This window comes from Allotamlana fucoidanivorans, from assembly GCF_006265225.1.
Classification (GTDB): Bacteria; Bacteroidota; Bacteroidia; order Flavobacteriales; family Flavobacteriaceae; genus Allotamlana; species Allotamlana fucoidanivorans.
Genome location: NZ_VDCS01000002.1, coordinates 102980 through 118634, shown reverse-complemented (window position 1 = coordinate 118634; position 15655 = coordinate 102980). Strand labels below are relative to the sequence as shown.

Annotated in this window: 13 protein-coding genes; 4 read left to right on the top strand and 9 right to left on the bottom strand. The window is 32.8% G+C overall.

From position 1 onward, the window contains the following. Position 1 precedes the first annotated feature (1 nt). On the top strand, positions 2-2374 hold the full coding sequence (locus FGF67_RS02170) for a GumC family protein (protein ID WP_158293161.1): 2373 nt from the start codon (positions 2-4) through the stop codon (positions 2372-2374). Here the strand turns inward: FGF67_RS02170 and FGF67_RS02165 are convergent. Both FGF67_RS02165 and aroB read right to left on the bottom strand, forming a co-directional pair. Further along, positions 2367-3116: a tyrosine-protein phosphatase gene (locus FGF67_RS02165; protein WP_139694823.1), complete on the bottom strand. Its 750-nt coding sequence runs from the start codon at positions 3114-3116 to the stop codon at positions 2367-2369. The two genes, FGF67_RS02170 and FGF67_RS02165, sit on opposite strands and share 8 nt — an antisense overlap. Before the next feature lie 28 nt (positions 3117-3144). After that, positions 3145-4212 (bottom strand): 3-dehydroquinate synthase, encoded by a 1068-nt coding sequence (aroB, locus tag FGF67_RS02160; protein WP_139694822.1) that lies wholly within the window; start codon positions 4210-4212, stop codon positions 3145-3147. A gap of 92 nt (positions 4213-4304) precedes the next feature. Between aroB and FGF67_RS02155 the strand changes: the two genes are divergently transcribed. After that, positions 4305-5480 (top strand): proline dehydrogenase family protein, encoded by a 1176-nt coding sequence (locus tag FGF67_RS02155; RefSeq protein ID WP_139694821.1) that lies wholly within the window; start codon positions 4305-4307, stop codon positions 5478-5480. Here the strand turns inward: FGF67_RS02155 and FGF67_RS02150 are convergent. From FGF67_RS02150 to FGF67_RS02135, 4 genes are all read right to left on the bottom strand, one after another. Further along, complete coding sequence (locus FGF67_RS02150; RefSeq protein ID WP_139694820.1) at positions 5477-6547, bottom strand: polysaccharide biosynthesis protein; 1071 nt, start codon at positions 6545-6547, stop codon at positions 5477-5479. The two genes, FGF67_RS02155 and FGF67_RS02150, sit on opposite strands and share 4 nt — an antisense overlap. A 77-nt stretch (positions 6548-6624) precedes the next feature. Next, complete coding sequence (locus tag FGF67_RS02145) at positions 6625-7218, bottom strand: sugar transferase (protein ID WP_139694819.1); 594 nt, start codon at positions 7216-7218, stop codon at positions 6625-6627. Position 7219: 1 nt separating this feature from the next. Then, entirely contained in the window at positions 7220-7597 is a 378-nt protein-coding gene (locus FGF67_RS02140) for a hypothetical protein (protein WP_139694818.1), read from the bottom strand. 36 nt (positions 7598-7633) lie between these two features. After that, a complete protein-coding gene (locus FGF67_RS02135) occupies positions 7634-8833 on the bottom strand; it encodes an alanine dehydrogenase (protein WP_139694817.1) in 1200 nt (399 codons plus the stop codon). A 194-nt stretch (positions 8834-9027) separates the two neighbouring features. Here FGF67_RS02135 and FGF67_RS02130 point away from each other — a divergent pair, with 194 nt between their 5' ends. Continuing rightward, positions 9028-11448 carry an outer membrane beta-barrel protein gene (locus FGF67_RS02130; protein ID WP_158293160.1) on the top strand — a complete coding sequence of 807 codons (2421 nt, stop codon included), beginning with the start codon at positions 9028-9030 and terminating at the stop codon, positions 11446-11448. On the opposite strand, the gene FGF67_RS02125 is transcribed toward FGF67_RS02130, so the two are convergent. The 3 genes from FGF67_RS02125 to porX all read right to left on the bottom strand — a co-directional run bounded on the left by FGF67_RS02125 (position 11445) and on the right by porX (position 14285). Next, positions 11445-11984, bottom strand: coding sequence for a hypothetical protein (locus FGF67_RS02125; RefSeq protein ID WP_233243984.1), 540 nt, complete (start codon positions 11982-11984; stop codon positions 11445-11447). The two genes, FGF67_RS02130 and FGF67_RS02125, sit on opposite strands and share 4 nt — an antisense overlap. A 240-nt stretch (positions 11985-12224) precedes the next feature. Next, positions 12225-12638 carry a tRNA (adenosine(37)-N6)-threonylcarbamoyltransferase complex ATPase subunit type 1 TsaE gene (tsaE, locus tag FGF67_RS02120; protein ID WP_139694815.1) on the bottom strand — a complete coding sequence of 138 codons (414 nt, stop codon included), beginning with the start codon at positions 12636-12638 and terminating at the stop codon, positions 12225-12227. 93 nt (positions 12639-12731) lie between these two features. After that, positions 12732-14285 carry a T9SS response regulator signal transducer PorX gene (gene porX / locus FGF67_RS02115; RefSeq protein ID WP_139694814.1) on the bottom strand — a complete coding sequence of 518 codons (1554 nt, stop codon included), beginning with the start codon at positions 14283-14285 and terminating at the stop codon, positions 12732-12734. 108 nt (positions 14286-14393) lie between these two features. Here porX and FGF67_RS02110 point away from each other — a divergent pair, with 108 nt between their 5' ends. Continuing rightward, on the top strand, positions 14394-15623 hold the full coding sequence (locus FGF67_RS02110; RefSeq protein WP_139694813.1) for an HD domain-containing protein: 1230 nt from the start codon (positions 14394-14396) through the stop codon (positions 15621-15623). Positions 15624-15655: the final 32 nt, after the last annotated feature.

The window sequence follows — 15655 nt, the reverse complement described above, 5'->3', positions numbered from 1 at the left end:
CATGGAAAATAATAATATCCCAACAAACACAGGAAAATTTAACCTAAAGAAGGCCGTCATGGCATATGTAAAACGCTGGAAATGGTTTGCATTAAGTGTTTTGGTATGTGCTCTGTTGGCATTTCTTAAGAATCGATATACCGTTCCAGTATATTCTGCAACGGCTAAAATTATGTTGTTGGATAATAATAGTAATCCGGGGAATGCTGTTTTAAAAGATTTATCATTTGTCACAGGTCAAGAGGACAATAAAGTTGAGGATGAAATTCAAGTGATAAAATCAAGAAATTTGATAAAAAATGTGGTTGAAAAGTTAAATCTGAATATTCAGTTTTTTTCCTTAGGAAAAGTAAATGAGTATGAAATGTATTCAGGGAGACCATTTGATGTTCAGTTTTTAGTGTCAGACTCAGTACTTGCTAGAACAAGTACCATGTTCTATATAAAACCTATTTCAGAATCACATTTTGAGTATAAATCTCATGTGGATGAAGATCCTAAAACCTATACTTTTGATGAGACTATATCAACTGCTATGGGCGGTGTTGTTATTTCTAAAAAGGGTGACCATGAGGTTAATACCTATCAAGGTAGAGCATTTAAGATTAAAGTAACACCAGTTAAAACGGTAGCCAAATTACTCAAGGAAAAGTTAAGCATTTTTCCTGCTGCGAAAGGCTCAAAAGTAATTGATTTGTTTTTAGAGAGCGAAGTTGAAAATAAATCTATAGATATTATAAATACCTTGGTTAATGAGTATAATCTGGTTACGGTTGAAAAAAACAAATTGAGGGCTAAAGCTACGGCTAATTTTATCAATGATAGAGTAGAAGCCATAGCATCAGATTTATTAGATGTAGAGGACAGTATAGTACGTTATAAATCGGCTAATAAAATTACTGATATTTCTTCAAAAAGTGGAATGCTATCAAGTTCTAGCCTTAATAGTGAACAGCAACTTCAAGATATTAGAATTCAGCTAAATATGTTGAATTATATGAAGAAAACGCTTGAGACAGGAGCTTTTGATAATTTACCTGCTAACCTTGGAGGAAGTGACCCCGCATTAGTAAGTCTGGCGTCGCGTTATAATGAATTGATTGAACAACGTCGTTTGGTTTTAAAAAGTGCTGGGGAAAATAATTCGGTGGTCATCCAACTTGAACAAACACTAAAGGCTATAAAAAGTAATTTGAGTGTAAGTATTGATAACAATATAAACACGTTAAACATTCAACTGAGAGGATTACAAAATCAACTTAGTACTATTAATTCAAAGATTTCTTCAGTTCCTGTTCAAGAAAGCAAATTAATTTCTATTAGTAGAAAACAAAGTATTAAAGAGTCTCTGTATTTGTATTTACTTGAAAAAAGAGAGGAAGCGGAAATTTCACAAACAACAACCATGCCTAGCGCAAAAATTGTAGAACCAGCATATGGCTTGGGAACTGTTCAAAAAAGGCCAATGGTTATTTATGCAGGTGCTCTTTTTATTGGCTTGCTCATTCCTTTTTTAATTATCTATGTGGTTGATTTATTAGATACCAAAATTCATAATAAAGAAGATTTACAAGACGTAATTAAGAATATACCCGTACTCGGTGAAATACCTAATATCAAAGAAAATCAAGTTTTAATAAAGCAAAATGACCGTTCTTTATTATCGGAGTCTTTCAGGATTATACGCACTAATTTTGATTTTATAAAGAAAAGCAAAACCCTTGAACGCTATGGCAATGTTGTTTTTGTTACTTCTACCATTAAAGGAGAGGGCAAATCTTTTGTTAGTTTAAATGCTGCGCTAACCTTAAGTCATTCGGGTCATAGGGTTTTAGTTATTGGTGCCGATTTAAGAAATCCGCAATTGGCTCAGCAGATTAAGAAATCAGTGGATAAAAAAGTGGATGCAAAAACTATTGGGTTGTCTGAGTATTTAGCAGATTCATCGGTTCTACTTGGAGAGACTATTAATTCTTATAACATCAATGGGATTAAACTAGATGTTTTATTATCTGGTAGAATACCTCCAAACCCGGCTGAGTTACTTATGAGTGATCGCGTAAAAACATTATTTGATACGGTTTCAGAGCAATATGATTACGTTATAGTTGATACAGCGCCTTCTATGTTGGTTACAGATACTTTAATTATTAGTGAATATGCGGGGTATACCATGTACTTAGTAAGAGCTGGCTACACCGATAAGGCGGTACTTAATTTTACCAAAGAGATTTATGAGCAGAATAAATTACAAAGAATGATGCTTATTGTTAATGATGTGAAGCAATCTAATTTTGGTTATGGCGCTAAGTATGGGTATTATGCCTCCGATGAAAATAAAGGTCTGTTTAGTAGATTAAAAGGAACTACCTAACAGAAAACGTATGATTTGTGGCTTTAATGATGGGGGTAAGACTATCCTGAACGGATTTATTTAGTGTTATGGATTCTAATTTTGATACCTGTCTGGTATTATGAATATCGGTACCCACAAAATCAATCCACTTGTTTTTAATTAATTTAAATGCTGCTTTATTGACCGATGTACCATAATAAGTACTTAACGATAAAAAATTAAGCTGAAGCATACAGCCCATCTGTTTTAGTTTTTTGTAATAATCAAAGTTTTGGTGAAAATAAATATAGCGCTCAGGATGTGCCAACACTGGAATATACCCCTTGGTTTTAATTTTAAATATAATAGCTTCTAAATTAAGGGGCGGCTGATAATAAGAGAGTTCAACCAAAACATAATTTGATTTTAAGGTAAACAGGTTATGGGTTTCTAAAAAGGTTTCAAAATGAACATCCAACATATATTCTGCGGCTGGATTAACCGAAATACCAGTATAGTCCTTATAAGTATGTATGGCCGATAGCACATTTTGGTAGGCTTCTCCTATCGTTTCGTCAGTATTGGGATAAAAGTCCTGCATGACATGCGGGGTAGGAATAAATTCTTTTATCCCTAGTTGTTTCATATTATCAATGAGCAGAAGCGCTTCCTCAATGGTTTTTGCTCCGTCATCTATACCTGGTAAAATATGATTGTGGATATCAACAAAATCTACTAATAAGTCTCTTAAAAACCTTTTTCTGCTGAATATAGAAAACATCTATGTTGACTTATTATTTTTTTAGATTTTATAACATGTAATAATCAAACGCCTCTTCAATGATAGCATCATCTACCTGGCAATCTATCTTAGTTTTTCCAATAGCTTCTAACAACACAAAATTGATATTACCATGATTATTTTTCTTGTCATATTTTAGCAAATCCATGATAGGGGCATATTCCGTTTTATCAATGCTTACTTTACCGTAGTAGTTTATAAACAACTGTTTAATGTAATTGGTGTCCTCCTTTGAGAATCCTGTTAATCTTGAAGAAATATAACAAGCTAAAATCATACCAACCACAATAGCTTCCCCATGAAGTAGCGTTTCTTTTTTGGGGTTACTTAGAAAATACGATTCAATGGCGTGCCCAAGAGTATGCCCAAAATTCAAGGTTTTTCTTAAACCATTTTCATAGGGGTCTTCTTGTACTACATTTCGCTTTATAAGTACAGACTCATAAATCAATGTATCTAAATCTTCCATAGATAATTTAGAAAGATCTAAAAACTTATTCCAATAATCTGTGCCTGTGATTAATCCGTGTTTGAGCATTTCAGCTAAACCAGAACGCATTTGGTTTTGAGGCAAGGAATCTAAAAACTGGGTATCAATAAGTACTAAATCAGGATCACTTATAACACCAATTTGATTTTTTAAAGCCCCTAAATCAACCCCGGTTTTACCACCAACCGAGGCATCAACCATAGAAAGTAGGGTAGTAGGTACATTCACGTAGGCGATACCGCGTTTAAAAGTGCAGGCTACAAACCCACCTAAATCGGTTATAACACCACCGCCAATATTAATCATTAAGCTTTTTCTGTCGGCATCTAAATCAGAAAGGGCATTCCATACACCAACACAGGTTTCTATGGTTTTATTTATTTCACCAGATTCTATTTCAATGATTTCAAAAGCCAGGTCCGTTTTTAATTTTTCTAAAAAAACAGGCAGACAATGTTGGTGTGTATTTTCATCTACAAGGATAAAAATCTTAGAGAAATTATGCTTTTCAAGATGCTCATTTAGAGCCTTATAACAGATAGCGTTAAAATGAATTAAACTGTTATTGGCAGAAATAGAATCCATAAATGTTAATTATTTTTTAAAGCCGTGAAATTAAGGAGATTTTATATAATATGATAGTTTAGCTATAATTATCTTTGCCAAAATTTTTCAAAATGAATACCGATTTAATCTTTGATAATACCGAAGTGGCCTTCGCCTTAAAGTCAGATTCAGAACTTGAACGCGCTTATTTTCTGTTTAAAATGATATCCATTGAACCACTTGTAAGAATAGGTACAGCCGCCACTAATTTTGCTATAAAAGCGCATCTACCCATTGAGGGTTTAATTCGGTCAACGGTGTTTGACCACTTTTGTGGTGGAGTGAATGAAGAAGACTGCTTAACCGTTATTGATAAGATGTATGACAAAGGTGTGAGTTCAGTTTTAGATTATTCTGTAGAAGGTAAGGAAGATGAAAAAGAATTTGATACCGCCTGTGAAAAAGTTTTACAAATAATAGACTTTAGTAAAGACAAGGCTGCTATGCCTATAGCGGTGTTTAAACCAACAGGATTTGGTAGATTGGGGCTTTATGAAAAGCTAGGTAAAGGGGAAGATTTAAACGAAAAGGAGCAAATTGAATGGGGTCGTGTGGTTAGCAGATATGATCGGGTTTGTGCTAAAGCTAAACAAAAAGATATTGTGGTTTTGATTGATGCTGAAGAGAGTTGGATGCAGGATGCCGCTGATGCCCTAGTTACACAAATGATGCAAAAATATAATACAGAAAAGCCTATTGTATTTAACACCTTGCAAATGTATAGACACGACCGGCTTGATTTTTTAAAAAGCGAACATAAAAAAGCAATAACAGGTAAGTATTTTTTAGGATATAAATTGGTGCGTGGTGCTTACATGGAAAAAGAAAATGAACGGGCAAAAGATAAAGGCTACCAATCACCCATTTGTGTGAGTAAAGCGGCTACCGACGAAAATTTTAATGATGCCCTACGCTATATGATAAAACACCTATCTGCCATGTCTATTTTTGCTGGAACACATAATGAAGATAGTTCATACCTGCTGATGCGGTTGATGAAAGATAATCATATATTAAACAATGATCCAAGAATATGGTTTGGGCAGTTGTATGGCATGAGTGACCATATAAGTTTTAACCTGTCAGCAAGAGGGTATAATGTGGCTAAATATATTCCGTTTGGCCCCGTTAAAGATGTGATGCCTTATCTTATAAGACGCGCAGAAGAAAATACTTCAGTTGCCGGGCAAACGGGACGAGAATTAGCATTACTTGGCAGAGAAAAAAAACGAAGAAAAGTAGTTTAGGTGAATCGCTTTAAGATACTTTTAATTTTGGTTGTTGACGTTTCTAAATTTATTTCTAATACTTCTGGCCAAGCTGTTTTTCGATTAGATTTTTCTTCTTTAGGTAGTATTTGAAAAATATCTGGATGATGCGTATTCTGAAGAATTTCATTGTCACTAATAATCGATTCTTCTGTTTTTTCGCCAGGGCGTAGCGTTTTAATTTCGAGACTGATATTTGGAAATGTATTAGAACTAATGTCTATTAAACGGTTTGCTACATCTAATATTCTAATGGCGTCTCCCATCTGAAATGTATAAATATTAGATGCTTTTCTTTTGAAACTTGCTAAATGCAATATAAGCTGACACGCCTTTGTTTTAGTCATGAAATAGCGAGACGCTTTTGCATTGGTAATTGTAATACTGTTATGTTGTTCCATTTGCCTTTTGAATAAAGGCAGCACAGAGCCATTTGACCCAATAATATTTCCAAATCGAGCACTTATGAATAACGTTTTATTAAGACAGTTATAATGCTCCAAACGCTTTTCACACACTGATTTTGTCATTCCCATAATATTTTTGGGTTTTACTGCCTTGTCAGTTGAAATGAAAATAAATGTTTTAACGCTGAATTCTAAAGCCAATTCAGCAAGGATTTCTGTGCCAAAAATATTATTTTGAATGGCAGCATAGGGGTTAGTTTCTAATAGGGGGACATGCTTATATGCAGCGGCATGGATAACCATAGTTGGTTTGTGTTTTTTAAACACAGCTTTTACAGCATGACGCTTGGAGATATCAAGTAATTCAAAAAAAATAGTTTCGTTGCTTTCTAACTTTAAATCTTGCAGAAGTATATAAGATGCGGTCTCTGAAAAATCGACTAGAATCAATTTATGAAACTTGCATAATGTTAATTGCTTAGTGAGTTCACTACCTAAAGACCCTGCAGCTCCAGTGATTAAAATGATTTCGTTTGAAAAATCGAAAGGCTCTATTTGTTCTTTTGTTTCTCTTAGCCACGGGAATAGTTTTGTGCTGGCTATTAAGGTATCAATGCGTTTGTTTAGTGAGTCTTTCATTAGGGCGTATGGTCATTCTTTTCCTCAACAAAATAATTATTTTTTACCATGTAACAACTTATATATCACGTTACAGCTTATTTTGAAATGACTTTAATTATGGTTAGGGCTATAATTTTTAAGTCTAAAAGGAAATTTCTATTATTTAAATACATTTTATTATACCTCAGTTTATCAGGAATGATAACATTGATAAAGTAGTTTTCTGGGTCATCAGCTTTTTTTAATAGTTCTACCTCATTACGGTATTTAATGGACGCTAAGCCTGTTAACCCAGGTCTTAATTTAAAAATTACCATATCATCTTGATGATAGTAATTAACATAATGCCTGAGTTCTGGTCGTGGTCCTACAAAGCTCATATCGCCTTTCAGAATATTAAATAACTGAGGGAATTCATCAATCTTATAACGTCTTAAAAAATACCCCATTTTGGTAATTCTAGAATCATGATTACCAAGAGTAAGCAGCCCTTTTTGTTCAGATTGTACGCGCATGGTTCTAAACTTCATAATAGAAAAATCGTGGTTATTTCTACCAACTCTACCTTGAATGAATAGAATAGGCCCCTTAGAATCTATCTTAATTAAAATAGAAATGAGCAGTAAAAAGGGGAGGAGTAAAATGGAAAGGAGTAAGGACAGTAATATATCAAAAGAACGCTTTAGCATATTAATCTATGGCTTTAACGGCTATGATTGTTGCTATACTGTCACAATTTTTTACAGTAATGGCTATTTCTTTTTTATTTTCCGTTTTGTCAAATATAATATATTCCCCGCAGGGTTTCTTTCTTGGGGCACTATTTAAAAAATCAATACTTCCTTTTTTTAAAATGGTATGCACCGTTACAGAGTCTGTATTTAATTGCAAGATATCGTCTTCAGCCTTCTTACTAAATACCATGTGCTTTGAATTTATGTTTTTTAAAACTCTTGATTCTGGTCCGTAACTACAGGAGGTTTTTTTTCCATTTAAAAAAAAGGCTAGAATTATTAATCCCATGGAAAAACCGCCTAAATAGTAGCCAATACGTTGAATAAGTTTCATTAAAAATAGTTTGTAGAAATCGTAATAAGACTTGAATTAAAAGATGAGTAAGTTAACATCATTATATTTTAAATCAAACCATTCACCAACAGATTTACTAGTTAAAATTCCGTGGTAAAAGTACAATCCATTTTTTAAACCTCTATCAAATCTTAAAGAATTTTCAATACCACCATCTTCGGCTATTTTTAGCAAATAAGGTGTAAAGATGTTACTTATTGAAACCGTAGCTGTTTTGGGATAGCGCGCAGGAATATTAGGCACACAATAGTGTACTACATCATGCTTTACAAAAGTAGGAGCTTTGTGTGTGGTTACCTCACTGGTATCAAAACAGCCTCCCATATCAATACTAACATCTATTATTATTGCTCCTTTTTTCATGTTTTGTACCATGGCTTCAGAGACTACAATAGGAGATCTGTTTAGTCCTCGTACAGCACCAATAACAACATCGCACCTTTTTAAGGCTTTTAGCAAGTTTTTGGGTTGAATAGTTGACGTGAATAAAGAACGTCCTAAATTGGTTTGAATTTGCCTAAGTTTTGTAATTGAGTTGTCAAAAACCTTCACACCGGCACCAAGACCAATAGCACATTTTGCGGCATATTCTCCCACAGTACCTGCTCCCAAAATAACCACCTCAATAGGAGGCACACCACTTATATTACCAAACATTAAACCGTTACCATCTTTTGTGTCTGATAGTAGCTCAGAAGCTATTAAAACCGATGCTGTTCCTGCAATTTCACTTAAAGACTTCACGGCAGGATAGCCTCCATCACTATCTCTAATAAATTCAAATGCTAAGGCGGTAATTCTTTTAGCGGCTAGAGCTTCAAAATAAGCTTTTGATTGTGTTTTTATTTGAAGCGCAGATATGAGTATGGTTTGAGGGTTAATTAATTTAATTTGGTCTAAGGTAGGAGGTTCTACTTTTAAAATCATAGGACAAGAAAACACTTTGGCAGTATCTTTAGTGACTTCAGCCCCAGCTTCACTATAATCTCTATCACTAAAATTAGCCCCCTTCCCAGCACCAGATTCAATGAGAACCCGATGTCCGTTGCTTACCAAGGCATAAACAGCATCTGGCGTTAAGCAAATTCGCTTTTCCTGAAAGGCCGTTTCTTTGGGTAAACCTATAAATAACTCTCCTTTTTTTTTGTAAATTTCAAGGGTCTCTTCCTGAGGTAATAATTGCTGTTTAGTAAAGGGAGATATTTGTTTTGACATGTCTTTAGCATTAGTGAAAAATGAAATTACAAATAAATTTTCTATTGATGTAGGTATCTTTTAAATAAATATTTTGGACGATATGTGCGTTTCATCGAAAAATACAATATGTAGGAAAAAAAACATAGGGTTTTAAGGGAAACCCTCCGTTTAAAATGAATTAAATGTACTATGTTTGCATAACAACTAGACACATGTTTATAAAATTTTCTACTTGTTTTATTTTATTTATTACGAGCTTGTCTTTTTCACAAGGCTATGAAATTACTGGTGTTTTAAACGATGAAAATAACGTTCCAATTGCCTTTGCTAATGTCGTTTTAGTTGAAAAACAATCTGATAAACCTCTGCAGGGATCAACAACAGATGAAAACGGGGTATTTGTTATTGATAACATAAAAACAGGATCTTATCAAATCAAAATTTCGTTTTTAGGATATAAATCCTTTACTGAAGATCTTTTAATAAAAAATAATACAGACTTAGGCACTATCATTTTAGAGACAAGTAGTGAAATTCTTGATGATGTTACGGTTGTAGCAAAACGCCCAACAGTAAAAAGACAGGTAGATAGACTCATATTTAATGTAGAAAATTCTACCCTGTCTAATGATAATCTTTTAGGTGTTTTAAAACACACGCCAGGGGTTTTAGTCCATGACGGGGCTATTTCTATAAAACAAGCCACACCTATTATATATATCAATGATAAAAGAGTTTATTTATCTCAAAGCGAAGTGCTACAGTTATTGGAAGCTACTTCGGCCAATGATGTGAAATCCATTGAAGTAATAACCAATCCTCCTGCAAAATACGATGCAGAAGGCGGTGCTGTGATTAACATTGTAACAACTAAAAATGTCATTTCAGGATACCGTGGTAGTGTTTTTGGAGATTATAAACAAGGTTTTGAATACCCTAAGTTTTCGGCAGGTACAAGCCACTTTTTTAAGACAAAAAAGCTGAACACCTATATTAATTATAGTATTAGCCCAAGAAAAGATTATAGAAACTTAAGGGATGACGTTAATTTTATAGAAAACGATAAGATTGTCTCTATTTGGAATACCGATTATAATAGAACCCGAGAAAGTGCTAATCAGAATATAAATGCCCATATAGACTATGCGTTAAGTAATAAAAGTGAAATAGGGTTTTCTACCAGTATGTTGTTAGCGCCCCGTAATGGTGTACGAACAGATGTCAATTCTCTTACAGCTATATATGATGCTAATAAAACGTTAGATTCCACATTTAATACCATAAATAAATCTGTAGATGAAATTTATAATTTGGCTTTTACTTTAGATTATGCGTATAAAATAGGGGACAAAGGTGAGCGAATTTCAAGCAATGTGCATCATACAAATTATGATTTTTCAATATTTCAAGATGTAAATACCAACTATAATTTCCCTGATGGGTCATTAATAAGAAACAATCATTTTCAAACCTTTTCAAGACAACGTATAAAATTATATACCGGACAAATAGATTATGAATTACCTAATAAATTTGGTGATCAATTTGAGGCGGGATTGAAATATGCACGCATAGATTCTCAAAGTAGACTGAAACAACATTTAGTAAACGAAACCCAACCATTAGTAGCATTGGATAATTATGATACCTTTAATTATTCAGAAGATAATTATGCTGGTTATGTTAGTGTTTCAGAAGATTGGGAAAACTGGAGTTTAAAACTTGGTATTCGAGGAGAGTATACCAATTTAAAAGGAAACTCCTTGTCTACAGGATTAATTAATGAACAGGCGTATTTTAAGTTATTCCCTTCATTATATATACTACACAAGTTAAACGACATAAATCAGTTATATGTTAATTATAAACGAAGTATTTACAGACCCAAATACAATGAGTTAAACCCATTTGAGTTTTTTCTTAATGATAACACTATTTCTAGTGGCAACCCTAATTTATTACCGCAAATTGATGATCAGGTTATATTAGGTTATACCTTTGATGAAAGTTATACTTTTGAGATTTATTACAGGTATGAGGACAATGTGAATATTGAGTTTATTTATCAAGACAATGAGAATAGGTTAATAAGGCAAAATTATACCAACATTGATTATGGGGTATCTTATGGACTTGATTTTACAACTTATAAAACTATTACAAAGCATTGGAATCTGTATATCTTGTCATCCTATTTTTATAATGAAAATAATTATTTCACAAAAGAGAACGAATTACTACAGAATGACAAATGGACGTTTTATGGTCAGATTATTAATTATTTTAGTTTTTTAAAAGACAAAAGTTTAACTACAGATTTGTCATTTATTTATATTTCATCTTATATTGATGGTCCTAGAGAAATTAGCGCAAGAGCGGGTTTAGATTTTAGTGTAAGAAAGAGTTTTTGGGAAAACAGAGCATCCTTAAGTTTAGGGGTTTCGGATGTATTTAACACGCAAAACTTTACCACAGATACCCGGTATCTAGATCAGGATATTGCATCGAAGTCCACTATGGAAAACAGGTTGTTTACAGTGGGCTTTAATTATAAGTTTGGAAATTTTAGATTAAAAACCAACGAAAAATCAATAGATACTCAAGAAAGGGAACGATTAAGCCACCGCGATTAAAAATAATCTTTTAATTTGCCCCAGAAATTTTTAGGGGATAGTTTGAGCTCCTCTTCAAGCTCTTCTAACGATTTGTTGGCTTCATTAATCCGATTAAACATTCTTGCCCTAATTAAATAGATTGAAGGAATAATGATTGCCATAACAGGTAGCATATAAATCAATTGGAATTCATCATAATTTTGATCATCACTAAATAACCTAAAAATTTGATAGACATACATTATTATAGGAACTAACAAAGCATGAAACCACCAGTGTCGATTAGTGAAAAACCAAATCAATAAAAGAAGAAGCGGTATTGCTTTACTTGAAAATATCCACATAACCAAATTTGCATCCTCCCAATTCTTACTATCATAAGTAAACAAAAAAGTGTTCCATACCTTAGTGGCAGGAACACTTTCGTAAATTGTAAACAAATATGGCGTAACAGCTAAAATTGTAGCTATTATTGTACCACTAACTAATCCTTTTTTAATTCCCTGATGGGATTTTAAAAGGCTTTCTTTCGATTTTTGCTGTTTGGTCTCCATTTTGGTTTATTGCGTTAGCTGCGTAAGCTGTAAACAACATTCCTCCGAAAATTGCTATTGCAATTACATACTTTTTAGTTTTCATTTTTTAAGGGATTTAATTAATTAATTACCCAAATGTAACTAAAGTGTATGTGGCTGTTTTTTGTTAAATGTTAAAAAAATGTTAAAATCAAATGTTTTTAATTTTACACCGTGTGGGTTTCCCGTAAACTAATGTAAAAATGGCTATCATTTTATCTAAACCCTTTGTTTAACTACTAATTTTCTTGTTTTGTTATCTAATAATTTTATTTCAATATGTTCTATATTTTTGTCTAAAATAGGTTCAATTAACTCTGGCCATTCTATCAATATCCATGCATCAGAATTAAGATAATCTTCTATGCCAAAATTGTAGGCCTCATCTAAATCTTTTACACGATACAAATCAAAATGATATAAAACACCATCATCAATTTGATATTCATTAACAATGGAAAACGTTGGACTACTCACATCGTCATTAGATCCTAAAGCTTTTACAATCTCACGTATCAGCGTTGTTTTACCAACTCCCATCTCACCATAAAAAAGTAACACGTTATGTTTAGCATTTTTTATGATTTGATTCGCAACATTCTGAATGTCATTTAAATTATAACGAATTTCCAATATTACTCCTATTTATTATGCAATGTTAAGTATTTAATTTTTAATTTCCTAACAAAAGATGTATTTCATCGATAAAAATAGCTTTTTATAGAATTATTTAGGCTGAAGCACTGCAAATGGAATAATCATTTCTTCTAAAGAAACACCCCCATGTTGATAGGTGTTTCTGTAATAACTCACATAATGATTGTAGTTATTGGGGTAGGCAAAAAATAAATCACTCTTTGCAAATATATACGAACTACTCATATTAATAGAGGGCAAATGCAAGTCTTTAGGGTTCTTTGCCACCAAAACATCTTTTGAGTCATACGTTAAGCTGCGCCCCGTTTTATACCTCAGGTTTAAGCTGGTATCTTTATCTCCAATTACTTTTGAAGGGCTCTTTACATTAATAGTACCGTGATCTGTGGTTAAAATTAACTTAAAGCCAAGTTGTTGTGCTTGTTGAATCATTTCTAAAAGCGGGGAGTTCTTAAACCAGCTTAATGTTAACGATCGGTACGCTTTATCATTTGATGCCAGTTCTTTTACCACCTCCATCTCTGTTTTAGAATGCGACAACATGTCTACAAAATTATAGACAACAACAGTTAGATCGTTGTTTTTTAACGACTTAAAATTATCTGTTAATTTTCTACCTGTTTTGAAATTGGTGATTTTATGATACTCGAATTTAAAATTGGTAAGTCCTAAACGCTTCATTTGTGTGTCTAAAAATTCAGCTTCAAATAGGTTTTTACCACCATCATCGGTATCATTTTTCCAATATTCAGGAAACAAATGCTCCATATCGCTTGGCATCAACCCTGAAAAAATAGCATTTCTGGCATATTGTGTTGCACTAGGTAAAATGCTGTAATAGGAATCTTCTTTGTCTTTTTTGTAGTAATTATTTATAACAGGCTCTAAAACCTTCCATTGATCATAGCGTAAATTGTCAATTACAACGAGTAATGTAGGTTGTTCTTTGCTTATTTCAGGAACTATTTTTTCTTTAAAAAGCGTATGAGACATAACAGGAGCTTCTGTATGCGGTTTAAACCATTCTGCATAATTTTTATCAATGAATTTTCCAAACTGAATATTGGCTTCATTTTTTTGCGATTCTAAAATTTCAAACATACCAGCATCTTCAATATCTTCTAGTTGAATTTCCCAATAAATTAATTTTAAATACAAATTCACCCATTCTTCATAGGTGTTAACCATGGACAAATCCATAGCTATTTTTCTAAATTCTTGCTGGTAATTTGAGGTAGTCTTTTCTGAAATGAGTCTTGAATGGTCTAAATTCTTTTTTAAACTTAAAAGAATTTGATTAGGATTTACAGGCTTAATTAAATAATCGGCAATTTTATTGCCAATAGCCTCCTCCATAATATATTCCTCTTCGCTTTTGGTAATCATAACCACAGGAAGATTATCTTGCTTTTCCTTAATCTCATTTAGTGTTTCTAAGCCCGCTAGTCCAGGCATATTCTCGTCTAAAAATACAATGTCGAAATTCTCATTTTCAAGACGGTCAATGGCTTCCGATCCACTTTTGCAAGTGGCTACACTATAATTTTTCTTCTCTAAAAATAAAATATGCGGTTTTAATAAATCAATTTCATCATCAACCCAAAGTATTCTCATTTTATTCATTGTAATTATCTTCAAAGGTATTTAGCATTAAGAAAGGTATTGTTTATGAGGCCTTTTCTTAAAACGCTAACTACATATCATTATATTTGTAAAAATTTATTGTAAAACATTAAAAGTTTGAACAAACTTAAAATATTAAACGATCCAATTTACGGATTTATTACCATTCCAAATTCGTTAATTTTTGATTTAATTCAGCACAAATATTTTCAAAGACTTCGTCGTATTACGCAAATGGGTATGTCCTATTTGGTGTATCCTGGTGCCCACCATACCAGATTTCATCATGCCATAGGTTGTGTGTACTTAATGCAACAAGCTGTGAATGTACTTCGTTTTAAAGGTGTTAGCATTTCAGAAGAAGAAGAGATTGGACTTTACGCAGCTATTTTACTTCACGATATTGGGCATGGGCCATTTTCGCATGCTATGGAGCATAGCATTGTAAATAATGTGTCTCATGAAGAAATTTCGTTACTTTTTATGGAGCATTTAAACGAAGAATTTAACGGAAGTTTAACGCTTGCCATTGACATTTTTAAGGGGCAGTACCCCAGAAAATTCATGTGTCAGTTGATAAGTGGTCAATTAGATATGGATAGGGCCGATTATTTGAAGCGCGATAGTTTTTATACAGGCGTTGCAGAAGGCAATATAAATAGTGAGCGCTTAATTACCATGCTTAATGTAGTTGATGATAATCTGGTAGTAGAAGAAAAAGGCATATACAGTGTTGAAAAGTTTATCATTGCTAGACGTCTCATGTATTGGCAGGTTTATTTGCATAAAACAGGATTGGCTGCAGAACAACTTCTTATTAGAGTGCTTAAACGTGCCAAAGAACTACATGATTCTGGGACTAAAATTACCGCAAGTGCTGCCTTAGAGTATTTCTTGAATAATAAAATATCCATAGACAATTTTAACACCAAAACACTTCATGTATTTTCTCAATTAGATGATTTCGATATTATTTCAGCTATGAAAGCGTGGCAAAATCATGATGATTTTGTATTAAGTAAGTTAAGTGATATGATTATTAACAGAAACTTACTTCGTATAAAGCTAAAAAATAAACCTATAAAAACGAAGAGCATTGATAAGTTTAGAAAAGAGCTGGTTGCACTTTATAATATCTCTGAAAATGAGGCCGAATATTTTGTGTTTTCAGGTAGTATTGAAAATCAGGCCTATCAATTGAGTAATAAACGTATCAATATCTTACATAAATCAGGAAAAATACAAGATATTGTAAAAGCTTCTGATCAATTAAATTTGAAAGCGTTATCAAAACCAGTTACTAAATATTATATATGTTATCCCAAGGATAAACTTTAGTACATTTTTCATATTTTTGCCTCAATCAAACA

Bases quoted from the DNA above. Each gene is read 5' to 3' on its own strand.
- FGF67_RS02170 (WP_158293161.1), top strand. From the start codon at position 2: ATGGAAAATAATAATATCCCAACAAACACAGGAAAATTTAACCTAAAG.
- FGF67_RS02165 (WP_139694823.1), bottom strand. From the start codon at position 3,116: ATGTTTTCTATATTCAGCAGAAAAAGGTTTTTAAGAGACTTATTAGTA.
- aroB (WP_139694822.1), bottom strand. From the start codon at position 4,212: ATGGATTCTATTTCTGCCAATAACAGTTTAATTCATTTTAACGCTATC.
- FGF67_RS02155 (WP_139694821.1), top strand. From the start codon at position 4,305: ATGAATACCGATTTAATCTTTGATAATACCGAAGTGGCCTTCGCCTTA.
- FGF67_RS02150 (WP_139694820.1), bottom strand. From the start codon at position 6,547: ATGAAAGACTCACTAAACAAACGCATTGATACCTTAATAGCCAGCACA.
- FGF67_RS02145 (WP_139694819.1), bottom strand. From the start codon at position 7,218: ATGCTAAAGCGTTCTTTTGATATATTACTGTCCTTACTCCTTTCCATT.
- FGF67_RS02140 (WP_139694818.1), bottom strand. From the start codon at position 7,597: ATGAAACTTATTCAACGTATTGGCTACTATTTAGGCGGTTTTTCCATG.
- FGF67_RS02135 (WP_139694817.1), bottom strand. From the start codon at position 8,833: ATGTCAAAACAAATATCTCCCTTTACTAAACAGCAATTATTACCTCAG.
- FGF67_RS02130 (WP_158293160.1), top strand. From the start codon at position 9,028: ATGTTTATAAAATTTTCTACTTGTTTTATTTTATTTATTACGAGCTTG.
- FGF67_RS02125 (WP_233243984.1), bottom strand. From the start codon at position 11,984: ATGGAGACCAAACAGCAAAAATCGAAAGAAAGCCTTTTAAAATCCCAT.
- porX (WP_139694814.1), bottom strand. From the start codon at position 14,285: ATGAATAAAATGAGAATACTTTGGGTTGATGATGAAATTGATTTATTA.